Below are 19,434 nucleotides of genomic sequence, written 5' to 3' on the forward strand. Positions count from 1 at the left end.
TCCTTCGTCGGACTGTTGCAGAGGCTTTTTTAAATATTCAATACTTTGTCTAAGAAGTCTTTGGTACGCTCATGCTTAGGATTGGTAAAGATTTGCTCAGGTGTACCGTCTTCCAAGAAGTTCCCGCCGTCAATAAACATCACACGGTTTGCTACTTCTTTGGCAAACCCCATCTCGTGAGTAACGATCACCATGGTCATTCCTTGTTTTGCCAAATCCTTCATAACATTGAGTACATCGCCAACCATTTCTGGATCGAGTGCGGAGGTTGGTTCATCGAACAACATCACATCGGGATTCATTGCTAAAGCTCTAGCGATCGCCACCCGTTGTTTTTGTCCTCCAGACAGATTGTCAGGGTACATGTCTTTTTTATCTGCCAAACCGACCGTTTCTAATAAACGAATTGCGTTCTTTTCCGCTTCTTGCCGAGAAGCATTTTTTAGATCCATCGGTGCTAAAATGATATTTTCTAAAACCGACAAGTGAGGGAAGAGATTGAAATGCTGAAACACCATGCCGATATGTTGACGAACAGCATTGATATTGGTGTTTTTATCCATCAGATGTGCGCCGTCAACGATAATATCGCCGCTGGTTGGTTCTTCTAAGCGGTTCAAACAGCGTAAGAACGTCGATTTCCCGGATCCTGAAGGACCGATCACACAAACGACTTCTCCTTCAGCGATTGAAACATTGATATTGTTCAATACGGTATTGTCGCCGTATTTTTTTACAAGATTTTCAACTAAGATTTTTTCTTTCATGCTATTTCACCTTCTTTTCTAAAACTTTTGCAAGTTTCGTTAAAGCTGTGATCACGACTAAGTAAATAATCGCGATGATCAAGTAAACATAGGTACTTTGCGTAGTCCGAGCAACGATGATTTTCCCAGTTTGCAATAATTCTACGACTCCGATAACCGAGATGATCGTTGTATCTTTCAACGAAATAACGAATTGGTTAACGAAAGATGGAATCATGATTTTGATCGCTTGCGGTAAAATGATTTTCTGCATTGTCCGAGTGTAGGTCATCCCCAAACTACGAGAGGCTTCCATCTGACCTTTTGGCACCGCATTGATCCCGCCACGGACGATCTCAGCGATATAGGCACTGGCATTTAAAGTCAATGTAATGACCCCGGCTGCAAAGTCGGGAATCGTGATACCAATGGCATCGGAAAGGCCGAAGAAGATGAAGAAAGCCAATACCATCATAGGAATACCACGAATGATATCAACATAGATCCCTGCAAAAACCCGCAATGCTTTGATTGGAGCAACACTAAATAGTCCAAAAATGATGCCGATCACTAATGCTAAGGCAAAAGAAATCAATGCTAGTAAAAGGGTATTCCATAAACCTTTTAATAAGACGTTATAGTTGTTGCTGATCAAACCAGTGATCGTTGATTCATCCACTCGTTTTTCTGTGGCAGAGCCATCTTCAATGTATTTATTGATGATTTGATCGTACTCGCCAGTCCGTTTCATTTCTTTCAATGCTTCATTGAACATTTGGATCAGTTCAGGATTTTGGCCTTTTTTCACCGCAAAACCGTACTGACCGCCAGATTCTTTTTCAATCGGTGTCACTAGTTTTTGACCTTGGCTGATGGCATAACCGATCACTGGATAATCATCCATCATGGCATCGATTTGTCCGCCGTTAACAGCCGCATATAATTGATCGGCCGCATCATAATATTTGATCGAATAGCCATATTTTTCTTCGTTGGCGATCAAGAAGTCTGCACTTTCTGTCCCCACTTTCGCACCAACGGTTTTTCCATCTAGATCTTCATAGGAATTGATGGAATCATTGCCTTCTTTTACAGCGATCTGAATGCCGCTTTCAAAGTAAGAGTCTGAGAAGTCGTAGGATTGGCGACGCTCATCAGTGATCGTCATCCCAGCGATCATCCCATCTGCTTGGTTACCATCCAAGGCTTGCAAAGCTCCTGAAAAACCGATGAAATTGAATTCAATGTTGAACCCTTGCAATTCTGCCGCCCGATTCATTAAATCAACATCGATCCCTACATACTCATTGTCTTCATTTTGGAATTCAAAGGGAGCGAAGGCGGAGTCACTGGCAATTCGGTAAACATCTTTCTTTGGTTCGACTTTCACCATTTCACTGGTGTCTGCATCTGAATCAGACGTTGTGATGTAAGTATTGACGATTTCGTCGTATTTGCCAGAAGCTTTCATGTTGGCTAAACCAGCATTGAATTTTTCAAGTAGTTCTTGATTTTGGCCTTTTCTGACAGCGAATCCGTAAGAAGCACCTTTTTCAGGTTCGCCGACAAGTTTCATCGGTTCGCCGTTGTTGATGGCATAGCCAAGCACTGGATAATCATCAAAAGCGGCTGCCACAGTACCATTGCGTACAGCGCCATACAACCCAGTAGCGTCATCATAAAGTTTGATGTCGTAGCCATATTGGTCTTTATTTTCTTCTAAAAAGCGGGCACTTTCGGTACCAACCTTTGCACCGACCGTTTCGCCCTCAAGATCTTCGTAGCTAGTAATGCTGTCATTGTCAGCAGCTACCGCCATTTGAATCCCACTATCAAAATAAGGATCTGAGAAATCAAACGTTTCTTTACGTTCATCAGTGATGCTCATCCCAGCAATCATGCCATCTAACTGATTTGATTGCACGCCTTGAATGGAGGCGTCAAAACCTAAAGGACGTAAATCAACTGCAAAACCTTGATCTTCAGCGATCGCGTTTAATAAATCTATATCGATCCCAACGTATTCATTATTTTCATTTTGGAATTCGAAAGGAGCAAATGTTAAATCTGTTCCTATCTTATACGTAGTTTCCTCCGCACTTGCTGACTTTACTGATAGCGTAAAAATGCTGATAATCAGCGCGATTAAAGCGAAGGACATGTGTTTTCTTTTCAAGAAAATTCCCCCTTTAGATATAACGTATTTATAGATTATATGGATTTTTTCTTCAACACACAAGTCTTTCTCTTTAAAAATATGACAAAATTGCTTAAACCTCACATCAGATGTTAGAAAATCAAACATGTTAAGTTATGCTTAATCGCATGAAACTTTCATAGCAAATGATGGCGAAAGTATGTTCGCTATGATATACTTATTTATGGAAAAGCGGCAGCGAGTTTTTCTTTTTTTGTTGTCGTTTAGAATAATCGAGGGGGAATGAAGATGATCGAAAGAACAACTTCCCATGAATTTGACTTAGTATCAAAATATCAACCAGCTGGGGATCAACCAGAAGCGATCCATCAATTGGTTGACGGGGTGGTCGGTGGAAAAAAAGCACAGATTTTGTTGGGAGCCACTGGGACCGGTAAGACTTATACGATTTCTAATCTAATCAAGGAAGTCAATAAACCGACATTGATCATTGCCCATAATAAAACACTGGCTGGACAATTATATGGCGAGTTCAAGGACTTTTTCCCAAATAATGCGGTCGAGTACTTTGTCAGTTACTATGATTACTATCAACCAGAAGCGTATGTTCCTTCCAGTGATACATACATCGAGAAAGACTCCAGTGTCAACGATGAAATCGATAAGCTGCGTCACTCGGCCACAAGTTCTTTATTAGAGAGAAACGATGTGATCGTTGTAGCTTCTGTCTCTTGTATTTTCGGTTTAGGTTCGCCGATCGAGTATGCCAGACAGGTTGTTTCTTTACGAGTAGGGATGGAAAAGTCTCGCGATCAACTATTAAAAGAATTGATCGAGATCCAATTTGAACGAAACGACATCGATTTTCAACGGGGACGTTTTCGCGTACGTGGCGATGTTGTGGAGATTTTCCCAGCTTCTCGTGATGAGCGAGCGTTACGCATTGAGTTTTTTGGCGATGAAATCGATCGGATTCGTGAAGTCGATGCCTTGACGGGCGAGATCATGAGTGACACCGAACATGTGTCGATCTTTCCAGCAACTCACTTTGTGACCAATGAAGACCATATGGAACATGCGATCGCTTCGATCCAAAGTGAACTCGATGAACGACTGAAAGTTTTGCGAGCAGAAAATAAGCTGTTGGAAGCACAGCGTTTAGAGCAGCGAACCAACTATGATATTGAAATGATGCGAGAAATGGGGTATACCTCAGGGATCGAAAACTACTCTCGCCACATGGATGGACGAAAAGAAGGCGAACCGCCTTATACGTTATTAGATTTCTTTCCTGATGACTTTCTGATCGTTATTGATGAATCCCACGTGACCATGCCGCAAGTTCGTGGGATGTATAATGGTGACCGTGCTAGAAAACAAATGTTAGTGGATTATGGTTTCCGTTTGCCTTCTGCACTGGATAACCGTCCGCTACGCTTGGAAGAATTTGAGAAGCATGTCAACCAAATCGTCTATGTTTCAGCAACACCTGGACCATATGAATACGATCAAACCGATACCGTCATTCAGCAAATCATTCGTCCGACTGGTCTGTTAGATCCGGTGATCGAAGTACGACCGATCATGGGTCAAATTGACGACCTCGTAGGAGAAATCAATGAGCGAGTCGAGCGAAATGAACGGGTCTTTGTCACGACCTTGACGAAAAAAATGTCTGAAGATTTGACGGATTACTTTAAAGAATTAGGGATCAAAGTCAAATACCTGCACAGTGACATCAAAACATTGGAACGAACAGAGATCATTCGCGACCTGCGTCTCGGTGAATTTGATGTACTGGTCGGAATCAACTTATTGCGAGAAGGGTTAGACGTCCCAGAAGTTTCCCTGGTTGCGATCCTTGATGCCGATAAGGAAGGCTTCTTGCGCAGCGAGCGTTCATTAGTCCAAACCATCGGACGAGCAGCTCGTAACTCAGAAGGAAAAGTAATCATGTACGCCGATAAAATGACCGATTCGATGCAGCGAGCGATCGACGAAACAGCGCGACGCCGAAGTATTCAAGAAGCCTATAACGAAGAACATGGAATCGTACCGAAAACCATCATCAAAGAGATTCGCGATCTGATCGCAATCACGAAAGTGGCGGAAGAAACTGGCGAATACACCACGACTTCTTATGAAGAGCTGAGTCGTGAAGAAAAAGCAACCTTGTTGTTGAAATTAGAAAAAGAAATGAAAGATGCTGCGAAAGCACTGGATTTTGAAACGGCTGCTACCTTGAGAGATACTATTCTTGAGCTAAAAGCTGCTGATTAGAAGGAGAAACAATATGGCAAATGATAAAATCGTGATCCATGGGGCACGGGCCCATAATTTAAAAAATATCGATGTGACGATTCCCAGAGACCAGCTCGTTGTTGTAACTGGTCTTTCGGGTTCAGGGAAAAGCTCCTTAGCATTTGATACGTTGTATGCCGAAGGACAACGCCGATATGTCGAAAGTCTATCGGCGTATGCCCGTCAGTTTTTAGGGCAAATGGATAAACCCGACGTAGATAGCATTGATGGACTTAGTCCAGCGATTTCTATCGATCAAAAAACCACCAGCAAGAACCCGCGATCAACAGTGGGGACGGTTACTGAAATCAATGATTATCTGCGGCTTCTTTACGCCAGAATCGGTCACCCAATCTGTCCCAATGATCATATTGAGATTACTAGTCAGTCGGTTGAGCAGATGGTGGATGAAGTTTTGGCATTACCAGAACGCACCAAGATCCAATTGTTGGCACCTATCGTTTATCAAAAGAAAGGGCAGCACAAAAAAGTCTTCGAACGTATCCAAAGAGAAGGTTATGTTCGGATGCGGGTGGATGGCGAAGTCTATGATGTCTCCGAAGCGCCTGAATTAGAAAAAAATAAAAAGCATGATATTGCCATCATCATTGACCGAATCGTTGTAAAGGAAGGCATCCGTTCTCGTCTGTTTGATTCCTTTGAAGCGGCATTACGTTTAGCTGATGGCTATGCGGTAGTCGATGTGATTGGTCAAGAAGAGATGCTTTTCAGTGAACATTATTCTTGCCCGTATTGTGGCTTTACAGTTGGTGAATTAGAACCACGGCTCTTTTCATTCAATGCGCCTTTTGGTGCTTGTCCAGACTGTGATGGTCTTGGTGTGAAGCTAGAAGTCGATGTCGACCTAGTGATTCCCGATCAAAGCAAAACGTTGCGTGAAGGCGCACTATTACCTTGGAACCCAATCAGTTCACAGTACTATCCGCAAATGCTGGAACAAGCCTGTCAAGAGTTCAATATCGATATGGACACACCCTTTGAAGAGCTACCAGAAGAACACAAAGACATTATTTTGAATGGTTCGAATGGCGAAATTTTCCATTTCCATTATGAGAATGATTTCGGTGGCGTGCGTGATGTTGAGGTAGCTTTTGAAGGAATCTTACCAAATATTAAACGCCGTTATCATGAAACCAACTCTGATTTCACCCGTGATCAAATGCGTTTGTATATGACGGAATTGACTTGTAAAACTTGTCATGGCTATCGTTTGAACCCTCAAGCGCTGTGCGTGCAAGTCAACGGAAAACACATTGGTGAAATGAGCGAGATGGCAATCAACAATGCGTTGAACTTTGTCGAAGAATTGAAACTATCGGAACAAGAGCAAATGATCGCACGTCCGATCGTGAAAGAAGTCGATGATCGTTTAAGCTTCTTGAAAAATGTCGGATTGGACTATTTGACCTTGAGTCGTGCATCAGGCACACTCTCTGGTGGGGAAGCGCAACGGATTCGTTTGGCAACACAAATCGGCTCCAATTTGTCTGGGGTGCTTTACATTCTTGATGAGCCATCGATCGGTCTTCACCAACGGGATAACGATCGCTTACTAGATTCATTGCGGAAAATGCGTGATCTTGGGAATACCCTGATCGTCGTTGAGCATGACGAAGACACGATGCGGGCAGCGGACTACTTGATCGATGTCGGTCCAGGTGCAGGACACGCAGGTGGTGAGATCGTCGCTGCAGGCACTCCTGATGAAGTCGCAGCCAATGCGTCTTCCTTAACAGGTCAGTACTTATCAGGAAAACGACAAATCCCGACACCAACGGAACGCCGCAAAGGCAATGGTGAAAAGATTCGTGTGACCGGTGCTTCTGAGAATAACTTGAAAAACATTTCGGTCGATTTTCCATTAGGAAAGTTCGTCGCCGTTACTGGGGTCTCTGGCTCTGGTAAATCGACATTAGTCAACGAAATTTTGAAAAAAGCCTTGGCGCAAAAAATCAATCGGAATTCGAACAAGCCTGGTCGCTTTAAAACCATTACTGGTTATGAAGCGATTGAGAAATTGATCGATATCGATCAAAGCCCTATCGGTCGGACGCCTCGAAGCAATCCAGCAACGTATACCAGTGTCTTTGATGACATTCGCGATTTATTTGCTAAAACCAATGAGGCGAAAGTCCGTGGTTATAAAAAAGGCCGCTTTAGTTTTAATGTAAAAGGTGGACGTTGTGAAGCATGTAAAGGGGACGGAATCATCAAGATCGAGATGCACTTCTTACCTGATGTCTACGTACCTTGTGAGGTTTGTCATGGCAAACGTTATAACTCAGAAACGTTAGAAGTTCATTACAAAGGAAAAAATATTTCGGAAATCTTAGATATGACCGTGGAAGATGCAGTGGAATTTTTCCAACATATTCCTAAAATCCATCGAAAATTGCAAACGATCGTCGATGTCGGTCTAGGTTATGTCACGATGGGACAACCAGCGACTACTTTGTCTGGTGGGGAAGCGCAACGGATGAAGCTTGCCAGTGAACTGCACAAAAATTCCAATGGCAAGAGTTTTTATATCTTAGATGAACCAACGACTGGTCTGCATACGGATGATATTGCCCGTTTGTTGAAAGTTTTGGAACGATTTGTCGACGCTGGCAATACCGTTTTAGTGATCGAACACAACTTGGATGTCATCAAATCAGCGGACCATGTGATTGATCTAGGTCCAGAAGGTGGCGAAGGCGGTGGAACGATCATTGCAACTGGTACACCAGAAGAAATTGCTGCGGTTTCTGAAAGCTACACCGGTCATTATTTGAAAAAAGTCCTTTAAGCAAGGAAAAGAGCACTCACTTTTTTACTTGTCTGTCAATAGGTTTCGCTAAAGTTTAAGGAAGCGTGAAATATCTGCAAATTTCATGATAAGGGCTTGAAATCAAAATTTTATTTGATAGAATAGCAATAGGTATACGTATATTCGCATTGAATAAACTGCCTATAAGTTCTATCCGTTCAAAGTGGGAGAAAGCAATCAAAGATAGATACTTTGATTGCTTTTTTCTTTGTGGTATTATAATTCTATTGTAATTAAACGAAACGAGAGAGGTCGTTTTTCGTATTCAAAAGAGAGAGTGATTTTTGATGAGTCAGGAAAATTTTCTTCCCATATTATTAGGAAGCGATATGAATGTTTATGGTATGGCCAGAGCATTCCACGAAGCATATGGCATTCAATCAGTTGCTTATGCTGGTGCGGAACTTGCGCCAACCCGCTTTAGTAAAATTGTTACAATCAATCAAGTGGAAGGTTTTGACCATGATCCAGGATTCACTGAGACGTTGATCAAGTTAGGTAAAAATACTTACAACGATCCTGCCATGAAATATTTATTGATTCCCTGCGGCGATGGCTATACAGAACTGTTAGCGAAGCATAAAGAAGAATTGAAGCCTTATTATACCTTTATTGCCAATGACTATTCCTTATTAAAACGGTTGATCAATAAAGTCAGTTTTTACGAAGTTTGCGAGGAATATGGCTTGCCTTATCCTAAGACCTTCATTTTAACACCTGAACTGTTGACGGAAGGAACGTTCAAAGGAGAGCTGCCTTTTGATTTTCCTGTGGCTTTGAAACCAGCAAATAGTGTCGCGTGGCTGTCAGTTGATTTTGAAGGGCGCAAAAAAGCCTTCATTATTGACAATCGAACAGAATTTGAAGAAATCGTTTCTCGCATTTATCAAGCGGGTTATCAATATGAAATGATCGTCCAAGATTTTATTCCTGGCGATGACAGCAACATGCGGGTCTTAAATGCCTATGTTGATGAGAATCACGAAGTTCGCGTGATGGGCTTAGGTCATCCTTTATTAGAGGATCCAACGCCTGGAGCTGTTGGGAATTATGTCGTGATCATTCCAGATGAAAATGATCAAATCTATCAAATGATCCGTAAGTTTTTAAAAGAGATCGAATATGTTGGATTTGCCAATTTTGATTTGAAATATGATGCGCGGGACGGTCAATATAAATTATTTGAAATCAACTTGCGTCAAGGAAGAAGCAGTTTCTTTATTACCTTAAGCGGATTGAATCTGGCGAAGTTCATCACAGAGGATTTAGTCTTCGAAAAACCATACACAGAAACGGTTTATGGCAAAGCTGACGCACCTGAAGCGAAATTATGGCTAGGGGTACCAAAAAATATTTTCTTGACTTATGCAAAAGAAAATCCTGCGAAAGAACGAGCAAAAAAATTATTAGCAGAAAATCGCTGGGGAACGACTGTCTTTTACAAAGAAGACTTATCTCTAAAGCGCTGGATTCTATTAAAGAGAATGTTCCATCTGTACAACAAACGATTCAAAACGTATTTCCATACGAAAGAAGGCTAGAAGATGGAGAATTTTTTTAGTATTTTAGGCGGCATGGGAACGTTAGCGACGGAAAGTTTTGTCCGCATATTAAACCGACGGACACAGACCCATAAAGACCAAGATTACTTGAACTATGTTTTATTCAATCATGCGACAGTCCCAGATCGGACGGCATATATTTTAGACAACACGTTAGAAAACCCTGTTCCATATTTAATGGACGACATCGAAAAACAAAATTTGTTAAAGCCAAATTTTATTGTGTTGACTTGTAACACCGCCCATTATTTTTTTGATGAGCTGCAAGCTGCCACTGAGATCGAGATTTTGCATATGCCTCGTGAGGCTGCGAAAGTCGTTTTTGAAAAAGGCGTCACTGGAAAAGTGGCCTTTCTTGGGACGGAAGGAAGTGTCAAAGCTGGCATCTATGAAAAAGAATTGCGGAAGTTCGGACTTGACGTCTATCTTCCAGAGCCGACGATCCAAAAAAAGGTCAATACATTGATCTATGATCGAATCAAAGAAAATGATCATTTGGATCAAGAACTTTACTTTGAGATACTGGAAGAAGTCACCGAACGTATCGGCTGTGAAAGCGTAGTGCTTGGATGTACCGAGTTGTCCTTGATGGATGAATTTGTGACTGATAATCCGTATCCAGTCGTCGATGCCCAATCGATTTTAGTTGATCGGACGATCGAAAAAGCATTGGCAAATCGCCAAGCAATCTAAAGCTGATAGCGACGTTAGCGGCATTTTTTGAGCTAACGTCTTTTTTTATGCCAGTGTTCCAATGATACGCCCGGCATGATATAATAGAGTTGTTTCAGAAAGGAGTTTTACCTATGACTGAAGTGGATCATTTAGAATTGGTCATTATTACTGGGATGAGCGGAGCCGGCAAAACGGTCGCGATCCAGAGTTTTGAAGATATGGGGTACTTTTGTATCGATAATATGCCCCCAAGCTTGATCCCTAAATTTTGGGAACTGATCAAAGAATCAGGAAAAGTGACAAAAATTGCCTTAGTTGTCGATCTGCGTTCAAGATCGTTTTTTGAAGAAATCCAAAGTATGCTGATCGATATTGAAAACACGAATTTTATCGACACACGGATGCTCTTTTTAGATGCATCGGACAATGAATTGGTGTCAAGATACAAAGAAACGAGAAGAGCACATCCATTAGCGATGGATGGCTTAGTTACGGAAGGCATTCGCAAAGAGCGAGCGATCTTAAACGATTTGAAGACGCGTGCCAGTATTGTTATCGACACAACGACGCTGACCCCACGGCAATTGAGAGAAAAAATCAATCAAGAATTTCGTGCTTCTCATGAGACAGGGTTTCGTATTGAAATACTTTCGTTTGGCTTCAAGTATGGCTTGCCGATCGATGCTGATATTGTGATGGATGTTCGTTTCTTACCGAATCCCCATTACATTCCAGAGTTGCGTCCTTTAACGGGTAAAGATGAACCCGTGTATGAGTACGTCATGTCTTTTCCAGAAACGGAAGAATTCTATCAGCAATTTAGTACACTGTTGCAAACGATCATGCCAGGCTATGTCAAGGAAGGCAAAAGCAGCTTGACGGTGGCTATCGGCTGTACTGGGGGCCAACACCGTTCAGTTGCATTATCTGAGCGCATCGGTGCGGTTTTGGCAGAAGACTATCGCGTCAATATTACTCATCGCGACAAAGATAAGCGTAAAGAGACGGTGAATCGTTCATGAAAATGAAAACGTACCGAATCAGAAAGCCGAAGATCGTTGTGGTAGGTGGCGGAACTGGGTTACCAGTCATCCTGAAGAGCTTGCGGAATCAGGGTGTCGACATCACAGCGATCGTTACGGTCGCTGATGATGGCGGTAGCAGCGGCGAAATTCGCAATTTGGTTTCCTCTATCTCGCCACCAGGGGATCTGCGCAATGTTTTGGCGGCTCTATCTGATATACCGCAACTGTATAATGATATTTTTCAATACCGTTTTAAAGCCGAAGACAAATTTTTAGCCAATCATGCCCTGGGGAACTTGATTATTGCGGCGATTGCTGAAATGCGCAGCAGTACCTATGAAGCCATTCAAATTTTGTCAAAAATCATGCATATCGATGGACGAGTTTATCCTTCGTCAGATCTGCCATTGGTGTTGCACGCTGTTTTTAAAGACGGCACCGAAGCGGTAGGAGAGTCCAAGATCGCGGTTGATCGCAAAACGATCGATCGGGTCTTTGTTCGTAATCAAGAAAATAATGATGAGCCGAAAGCAGCTCGTAAAGTTGTTTCTTCAATTATGGAGGCAGATATGATCGTCTTGGGTCCTGGTAGTCTTTTTACTAGTATTTTGCCCAATCTCATGATTAGCGAGATCGGCCAAGCAATGTTGGAAACACAAGCTGAAACGGTTTATATTTGTAATATCATGACCCAAAAAGGTGAAACTGAACACTTTAGTGATGCCGACCATGTGCGGGTCCTGCATAAGCATTTAGGCAAACCCTTTATTGATACGGTGTTAGTCAACACCGAGAAAGTTCCAGAAGGGTATATGGACCCAGAGATTTATGATGAATATCTTGTACAAGTGAAACACGATTTCCAAGGACTGCGAGAAGAAGCCAGCCGTGTCATTTCAGCTGACTTTCTGGAGCTTAGAGATGGCGGAGTTTTTCATGACGGAGATAAAGTGATTGAAGAACTTCTACGTATCGTTTACGGGGCCAAAATCTAAGAAAGACTAACTATATAGAGTCAAGTGAAAATTAGCTAAATCAAAAAAATATTTTATAACAGTTAAGTCCAAAAAATGAGTACAACAAATAGACCTTTCACTATTAGATTTTTTTGATTGTTCAATAGCTAATCGGAAACAATCTTATAAGGTTCATTTTTAGTTAAAATAGCATGAATCACATAACAAAGCTTACGAGAAACAGCACCTAAGGCCGTCAGATGATGCTTTCCCTCAGAAATTTTTTTCTGATAAAACGCGCGAAAAACAGGATCACATCGAGAAGCAACTAGAGCAGCTGAAAACGAGGCTTTTCGTAAGTATGGAGATCCACGCTTGCTCATAACATTATGTGTTGCTTCGTATTGCCCAGATTGGGACACAGACGCGTCTATGCCAGCATAAGCAACCAGTTTTTTCGGATTAGAAAATTTGCGAATGTCTCCAATTTCACCAAGAATTGTCGCGCCATTTATAGGGCCGATTCCAGGGATTGTGAGAATAACAGAGTCTAAATTACTCATTATGCGCTTAATTTCTTTTTCAGTTTCTTTTACTTGGCTTTCGATGAATTTCAATTGTTCAATCATGGAGCGTAATTGAAATGTAAAAGCTTCTTGAGCAAATTTCACTCCAAAGGAGTTAGAAGCTGCTTGCTTCAATTGATCTGCTTTCTCTGGCTTTATTCGGTTCCTGCTTAACTCAGCTAAGTATTGAGCCAACGTTTCTGCCGAAATTTCTTCTAGCTCTATAGGAGAACTAAACTCAAGCAATAACTCTTTAGACGCTTTTCCGAAAATACCTTGTTTAGAAAAAATTGATGCATATTCAGGAAACACTTGATCTAGTACAGCTATGATTTTTCGTTTGAAGTCGCTTGCGGTACCTACTAAATAGGTTCGGTAACGTGAAAGTTGTTTTAACGAAAAAACATTTTCATCAGACAATACTGTTTCTACAAAGGAACCATAACGCATCAAGTCAGCAATCAAAACAGAATCAATAATATCATTTTTTCGTTTTCTGATTTCTGTTCCTTTGCGCCAGCCATCGGTTTGAAGAGGATTCACAACGTGAATCAAAAAGTCTGATTCGTGGAGGTATGAAAAGATGGAGAGCCAATAATGACCCGTAGCTTCCATTCCGACAATAAAGTCAGCGGGAGTCTCTGAATATTTTGAAAGCCGCTCAATCAGGGAATCAGCTCCTTCAGTAGTGTTAGGGAAAGAAAAACCTTTTAGGATCACTTTACCTTCTTCACTCATTAAAGAAGCCACGTGAGTTCGCTTGCCGATATCAATTCCTAAGAAGTACATACATTTGACCTTTCTAAAAAAATATTTTGGATTGAAACCCGCTCAACTGAAAAGCGTCACTACCTTGTACGAGATACGGAGTAAAGCAAAAACTTTCAACATCTAACTCATACGTAATCCACTTATCAGAGAGAGGTGCCAGTCTTTCGATTACGAGCTTCAAAACTCAAGGAGGCAACGGCATAGCCTCTCAATCCAATAAATATATTATCTCAAAATGAATGAGTTAATACCAAATTAAAATAACGATGGTTCATAGGGTTATCCAATCAAAACCGGAAGGTTAAAACCCTAACTCTAATATACAAGGAGGGATTTTTTTATGTCCTTTGCAGCAGAAGTAAAAAAAGAATTGACCGCATTAGAAGTTCATCGCGAACATGCCAAGGCAGAATTGGCCGCTTTGATTCGGATGAATGGGTCATTAAGTATCAACAACCAACAATTTGTTTTAAACGTTCAAACAGAAAACGCGGCGATCGCCAGACGCATCTATTCGTTACTAAAAGATCATTACGACGTGCGCAGCGAATTGCTGGTCCGTCGTAAAATGAAATTAAAAAAGAACAACGTTTACATCGTTCGTTTGAAGCAAGATACACAGCGCGTGCTTTTGGACTTAGATATCATGGACGGGCTGATGTTTCAAAGCCATGTTTCTGATGAGATCATGGGCAATACTCAAAAAATGCGTTCCTATTTACGAGGCGCTTTCATGGCATCTGGGTCCATCAACAATCCAGAAACCAGCCGCTATCATTTAGAGATCTATTCCATCTACGAGGAGCATAACCAAGATATTTGCGATATGCTAAACGCATATGGATTGAATGCCCGTCCATTAGAACGCAGAAATGGGTATATCTCTTACTTGAAAGGCGCTGAGAAAATCGCTGATTTTTTGACACTGATCGGTGCCACCAATTCCATGCTGAAATTCGAGGACGTGCGGATCGTGCGTGATATGCGTAACTCAGTCAACCGTTTGGTGAATTGCGAAACCGCCAATATGAACAAAACGATCGACGCTGCTTCGAAGCAGATCGACAATATCGAATTTATTCAAGATCGAGTTGGCTTGCAAGCTTTACCTGAAAAGCTGCAAGAAATCGCCGAATTACGTTTGGAACATCCCGAGATCAGCTTGAAAGAGCTAGGAGAAATGATTCCATCAGGAGCGATCTCGAAATCAGGAATCAATCATCGCATTCGCAAAATCAATGAATTTGCGGATCATTTGCGTGAACAAGTCAGCTAGTCGAATGGAATAAAAATGAATCAAAAAACAGGAGCTGATTTGACGTGGAAGTTCGCGTCAAATCAGCTCCTGTTTTTTGTTAGAGGTTATTCATTGATCAATGCAGTTAATTCCTCAGCAGAGATCGATTCATCAAAAATGTGCCCATCTAAGATAATCGTTGGCACAAATTGAATGTTGGCGTTTTTCGCTTCTTCCACAATTTCTCCTGCGATCACAGGATGGTTTTGTTCAGATAGCCCTAAGGTATTTTTCGCATATTCTGCCACTTCAGGTAAAGATAAATGCCCCCATTCGTCTTGTGTTTGATAAATTTTTGTGATCTCAGCGATCGTTGCCTGAGGATCTGTACTGGAAACAAAGCGGTGCATCACATTGCCTCGTTGCAATGATTCTTTTTCTTTGTCGAATAATTTGATGACACGGCGTAGTTTCCCAGCTGCGACAGCTTCACTTAAGATCGGTAACGATTCTTCAAACCATTGCCGACAATAAGGACAGCGCAAATTCATAAATTCGACGATCGGTTTAGCGGAAGGGTCTCCGATTTGTATCCCTGTTACCGCATTTGTTTCCTGTGCTTTGATGATTGAAATATCCATTAAGATTCCTCCTTTTTCTTTTAGTTTACCGAAGTTTCTACTGAAAGAAAAGCCTCAGGTCTTTTGATTTAAGTCTGTGAAAAGAGGAGGAGAATGAGCTAAATACTATGTATTTCGTTTCACGAAATTAAGAAAAATCCCCTGACTGTGCTTTTATATTCCTTGATTTTCAGCTATAATGAATTGTGTTTTATTGTGCAAAATGATGATTAAAGGAAGTTATATAGATGAGAAAAAGAAAAACAATGGATGGCAATACGGCAGCAGCCTATATTTCCTATGCCTTTACGGAACTTGCGGCGATCTATCCGATAACCCCTAGTTCAACCATGGCTGAATTAGTGGATCAGTGGTCTGCTCAAGGAAAGCATAATCTTTTTGGCCAGCCGGTGAAAGTGGTTGAAATGCAATCTGAAGCAGGGGCGGCCGGTGTGGTTCACGGCTCATTAAAAACGGGCGCCTTAACGACGACCTATACGGCATCCCAGGGACTTTTATTAATGGTACCAAATATGTACAAGATTGCTGGGGAAATGCTGCCAGGCGTCTTTCATGTCGCCAGCCGAGCAGTGACCACCAATGCTTTGAATATTTTTGGAGATCATACCGATGTAATGGCCACCCGACAAACAGGCTTTGCTATGTTAGCGGAAAGCAGTGTTCAAGAAGTAATGGATTTAGCGCCAGTCGCTCATTTAGCAGCTATCGAAGCCAATATCCCATTTTTAAATTTTTTTGATGGGTTTCGAACCAGTCATGAGATTCAAAAAATAGAGGTCTTAGATTATGAGGAATTGGCACAGTTGGTCAATCATGAAAAATTGACTGCCTTTCGACAAAAAGCCATGAACCCGAATCACCCGACGACGAGTGGAACGAATCAAAATCCTGATATCCATTTTCAACAGCGGGAAACGATCAATCAGCATTATCAAACAGTGCCTGAGATCGTTCGTTTTTACATGAAAAAAATCAATGCTTTAAGAGGAACCAACTATGATTTAGTGGATTATTATGGTGCTTCGGACGCCGAAGAAGTCATCGTTTCGATGGGGTCCTCGACGCAAACGATCCAGCAAACGGTGGATCATTTATGCGCTTCAGGCCGCAAGGTGGGGGTCTTGTCGATCCATTTGTATCGACCATTCCCACTAGAAGTCTTCTTAGAAAAACTGCCTGCTACCGTTAAAAGTATCGCTGTATTGGATCGCAGCAAAGAACCTGGTGCCAATGGCGAGTCTTTGCTTTTGGATGTGCAAAGTGCCATGTATGATGCAGCGATTCGGCCGACGATCATTGGTGGACGCTATGGTCTTGGGTCAAAAGATGTGACGCCTGATCAAATCGTTGCCGTTTATGACGAATTGCTCAAGCCAAAAGCGAGCCAAAAGAAACGCTTCACCATTGGGATCACGGATGATGTGACGCAATTGTCGTTGCCATCAAAGGGCACGCTAGATCTAACTGATCCATCCACCTTCCAAGCGAAATTCTGGGGATTCGGCTCTGACGGGACCGTCGGGGCAAATAAGTCAGCAATCAAAATCATCGGTGACCATACCGAAAAATATGTACAAGGCTATTTCCATTATGATTCGAAAAAATCTGGTGGTCTAACGGTTTCTCATCTGCGATTTGGGGATACCCCCATTCGTTCTACCTATTTGATCGAACACGCGGATTTCGTTGCGTGTCATACGCCTGCGTATTTGCATACGTATGATTTGCTGAAAGGACTCAAAAAAGGCGGAACCTTTTTATTAAATACGACCTGGTCACAAGAGCAAATCTTAAAAAATCTACCGAAGAAAATGAAACGTTATCTTGCTGAAAACGAGATTCGCTTTTATACCATCAATGCCATGCAGTTGGCAATGGAAGTCGGCTTAGGTGGGCGGATCAATACCGCGATGGAAACAGCCTTCTTTTACTTGGCAAACATCATTCCGACTGAGGAAATCTTGCCGATTTTAAAAGAAGAGGCGCTGAAAAGTTATCGGCACAAATCGATGGCGATCGTTGAAAAGAACCAAGCAGCCATCGATCGCACCATCGAATTATTACAAGAAATCCCTGTTCCAAGCAAGTGGGCAACGATCGAAGTACCGAAGAGGACATCCACTGCTACAACACAATTTGTGCGAGAAATCGTGGAGCCCATCAACCGTCAAGAAGGCAACCAACTAAGCGTGGGTACCCTCGTACGAAATCAAATGACTGAAGGGGTGATCCCTGTCGGGACAACAGCGGTTGAGAAGCGGGGCATCGCTGTTGAAGTGCCCGAGTGGCTATCAGATCGCTGTACCATGTGCAATGAGTGTGCTTTTGTCTGTCCTCATGCGGCGATCCGTCCGTTTTTGGCAGATGAAGATGAATTAACCGAAGCACCTGAAGGCTTTATCGTCAGAGAGATGCGAGGCGCGAATGGGCAAAAATATCGAATTCAAGTTTCCGTTGAAGATTGTACAGGTTGCGGCCTTTGTGTGGAAGCATGTCCCGCCAAAGGGGAAGCTTTGACGATGCGTCCTTACGAAGAACAAAAAGAACAAGCTTTAAATTGGGCTTTTGCGATGACTTTACGTCAAAAAGAAAATCCAGCAAAACCAGGAACTGTTTTGGGCTCTCAATTCAATAAACCTTTGTTGGAGTTCTCTGGTGCTTGTGCGGGCTGTGGGGAAACCCCCTATGTGAAACTATTGACCCAAATGTTTGGTGATCGCATGATGATCGCCAATGCGACCGGCTGCTCTTCGATTTGGGGTGGAACCTCACCAGTATCTCCTTATACAACCAATCACTTAGGACAAGGGCCAGCTTGGTCAAACTCGTTGTTTGAAGACAATGCCGAATATGGCTATGGCATGTTCTTAGCCAACCAAACCCGACGGGAGAAATTAGCGGCCCAGCTGCAGTCGTTGAAAGCCAATGTATCAGAAGAATTGCAGGCTTTGATTGATGATTGGGACCTTCATCGAGAAGAAAGTGCTGGGACGCAACAGCGAGCAGCAAAATTGATCGCCGCCTTAGAAGCTGAAGCTGCCACAACACCTCAGCTGAACAAAATCTTGCAGGAGAAAGATTTGTTTGTTAAGCCAAGCCAATGGATGATAGGCGGTGACGGCTGGGCATATGATATTGGGTTTGGCGGTATCGATCATGTTCTCGCTTCTGGTGCAGACGTCAATATTCTCGTGTTAGATAATGAAGTCTATTCTAATACAGGGGGGCAAGTCTCTAAAGCGACACCGACTTCGGCCATTGCTAAATTCGCTGCGAGTGGCAAGTTTGTTTCCAAAAAAGATTTAGGAATGATGGCGATGACCTACGGACATGTCTATGTCGCACAAATCGCATCTGGTGCAAATCAAATGCAAACGATCAAAGCCTTTGAAGAAGCCGAGCGGTTCCCAGGACCGTCAATCATCATTGCCTATACGCCATGCATCACCCACGGTCTTGCAGGCGGAATGCGTCAATCCTTGAAAGAAGCACAAGAAGCAGTTGCATCGGGGTATTGGAGTCTCTACCGCTATAACCCGCTGTTGACAGAAAAAGGGAAACAGCCAATGACACTCGACTTCAAAAAGCCAGCATTTGATCAAATGCCTGCCTTTATGCAGACACAAGTTCGATTTGCATCCTTGCAGTCTGCCAATCCGAATGCGGCGCAAGCATTGTTTGAAAAAACCGTTTCAGATGCGAAAACTCGTTTCTACAACTATGCCCGCTTAGCAGGTCAAGAAGAAAAAATACGAGCAAAGCTTGAAAAAAAGGTAAGTACTGATGCAGAACAACCAACGGCAGTAAAAACGGAGCGTGTACGAAGAGAAAAACAGCCGTTAAGCGAAGAACAGCTCGCTGAAAGAGCAGCACGGCGTGCAGCGCGCGCAAAGCGCCGTCAGCAAGAGTAATCGCTCGCTGAGGAATGACCCTGAAAAACGGTTTGACCCGTTTTTCAGGGTCATT

General features: G+C 42.5%; 12 protein-coding genes. 8 read left to right on the plus strand and 4 right to left on the minus strand.

The genetic code is table 11. The annotated features are described in order from the left end of the window. Positions 1-29 precede the first annotated feature (29 nt). Both IGJ25_RS08445 and IGJ25_RS08450 read right to left on the minus strand, forming a co-directional pair. The gene (locus IGJ25_RS08445) at positions 30-767 is read right to left on the minus strand and encodes an amino acid ABC transporter ATP-binding protein (protein WP_005225946.1); all 738 of its coding nucleotides are present in this window, start codon (positions 765-767) and stop codon (positions 30-32) included. Between the two features lies 1 nt (position 768). Continuing rightward, positions 769-2,922 carry an amino acid ABC transporter substrate-binding protein/permease gene (locus tag IGJ25_RS08450; RefSeq protein WP_010748161.1) on the minus strand — a complete coding sequence of 718 codons (2,154 nt, stop codon included), beginning with the start codon at positions 2,920-2,922 and terminating at the stop codon, positions 769-771. 270 nt (positions 2,923-3,192) lie between these two features. On the opposite strand from IGJ25_RS08450, the gene uvrB reads away from it, so the two are divergent. From uvrB to IGJ25_RS08480, 6 genes are all read left to right on the plus strand, one after another. After that, a complete protein-coding gene (gene uvrB, locus IGJ25_RS08455) occupies positions 3,193-5,184 on the plus strand; it encodes an excinuclease ABC subunit UvrB (RefSeq protein ID WP_010748162.1) in 1,992 nt (663 codons plus the stop codon). A gap of 13 nt (positions 5,185-5,197) precedes the next feature. Beyond that, positions 5,198-8,014, plus strand: coding sequence for an excinuclease ABC subunit UvrA (gene uvrA, locus IGJ25_RS08460; protein WP_005225949.1), 2,817 nt, complete (start codon positions 5,198-5,200; stop codon positions 8,012-8,014). A gap of 308 nt (positions 8,015-8,322) precedes the next feature. Beyond that, positions 8,323-9,576, plus strand: coding sequence for a carboxylate--amine ligase (locus tag IGJ25_RS08465; RefSeq protein ID WP_438779240.1), 1,254 nt, complete (start codon positions 8,323-8,325; stop codon positions 9,574-9,576). Positions 9,577-9,579: 3 nt separating this feature from the next. Next, on the plus strand, positions 9,580-10,290 hold the full coding sequence (locus tag IGJ25_RS08470; RefSeq protein ID WP_005225951.1) for an amino acid racemase: 711 nt from the start codon (positions 9,580-9,582) through the stop codon (positions 10,288-10,290). Between the two features lie 113 nt (positions 10,291-10,403). Further along, a complete protein-coding gene (rapZ, locus tag IGJ25_RS08475; RefSeq protein WP_005225952.1) occupies positions 10,404-11,294 on the plus strand; it encodes an RNase adapter RapZ in 891 nt (296 codons plus the stop codon). Then, positions 11,291-12,292, plus strand: coding sequence for a gluconeogenesis factor YvcK family protein (locus tag IGJ25_RS08480; RefSeq protein ID WP_438779241.1), 1,002 nt, complete (start codon positions 11,291-11,293; stop codon positions 12,290-12,292). Before rapZ ends, IGJ25_RS08480 begins: the two co-directional genes overlap by 4 nt. A 128-nt stretch (positions 12,293-12,420) precedes the next feature. On the opposite strand, the gene IGJ25_RS08485 is transcribed toward IGJ25_RS08480, so the two are convergent. Beyond that, a complete protein-coding gene (locus tag IGJ25_RS08485; protein ID WP_438779107.1) occupies positions 12,421-13,608 on the minus strand; it encodes an IS110 family transposase in 1,188 nt (395 codons plus the stop codon). A 322-nt stretch (positions 13,609-13,930) separates the two neighbouring features. Here IGJ25_RS08485 and whiA point away from each other — a divergent pair, with 322 nt between their 5' ends. Beyond that, complete coding sequence (whiA, locus tag IGJ25_RS08490; protein ID WP_081116840.1) at positions 13,931-14,866, plus strand: DNA-binding protein WhiA; 936 nt, start codon at positions 13,931-13,933, stop codon at positions 14,864-14,866. 86 nt (positions 14,867-14,952) lie between these two features. On the opposite strand, the gene IGJ25_RS08495 is transcribed toward whiA, so the two are convergent. Beyond that, entirely contained in the window at positions 14,953-15,468 is a 516-nt protein-coding gene (locus IGJ25_RS08495) for a DsbA family protein (protein ID WP_438779242.1), read from the minus strand. Positions 15,469-15,695: 227 nt separating this feature from the next. Here IGJ25_RS08495 and nifJ point away from each other — a divergent pair, with 227 nt between their 5' ends. Further along, a complete protein-coding gene (gene nifJ / locus IGJ25_RS08500) occupies positions 15,696-19,379 on the plus strand; it encodes a pyruvate:ferredoxin (flavodoxin) oxidoreductase (RefSeq protein ID WP_438779243.1) in 3,684 nt (1,227 codons plus the stop codon). The last annotated feature ends 55 nt before the right edge of the window (positions 19,380-19,434 follow it).

It is taken from the genome of Enterococcus sp. DIV0240d (assembly GCF_051711245.1).
Taxonomy (GTDB): Bacteria; Bacillota; Bacilli; order Lactobacillales; family Enterococcaceae; genus Enterococcus_D; species Enterococcus_D casseliflavus.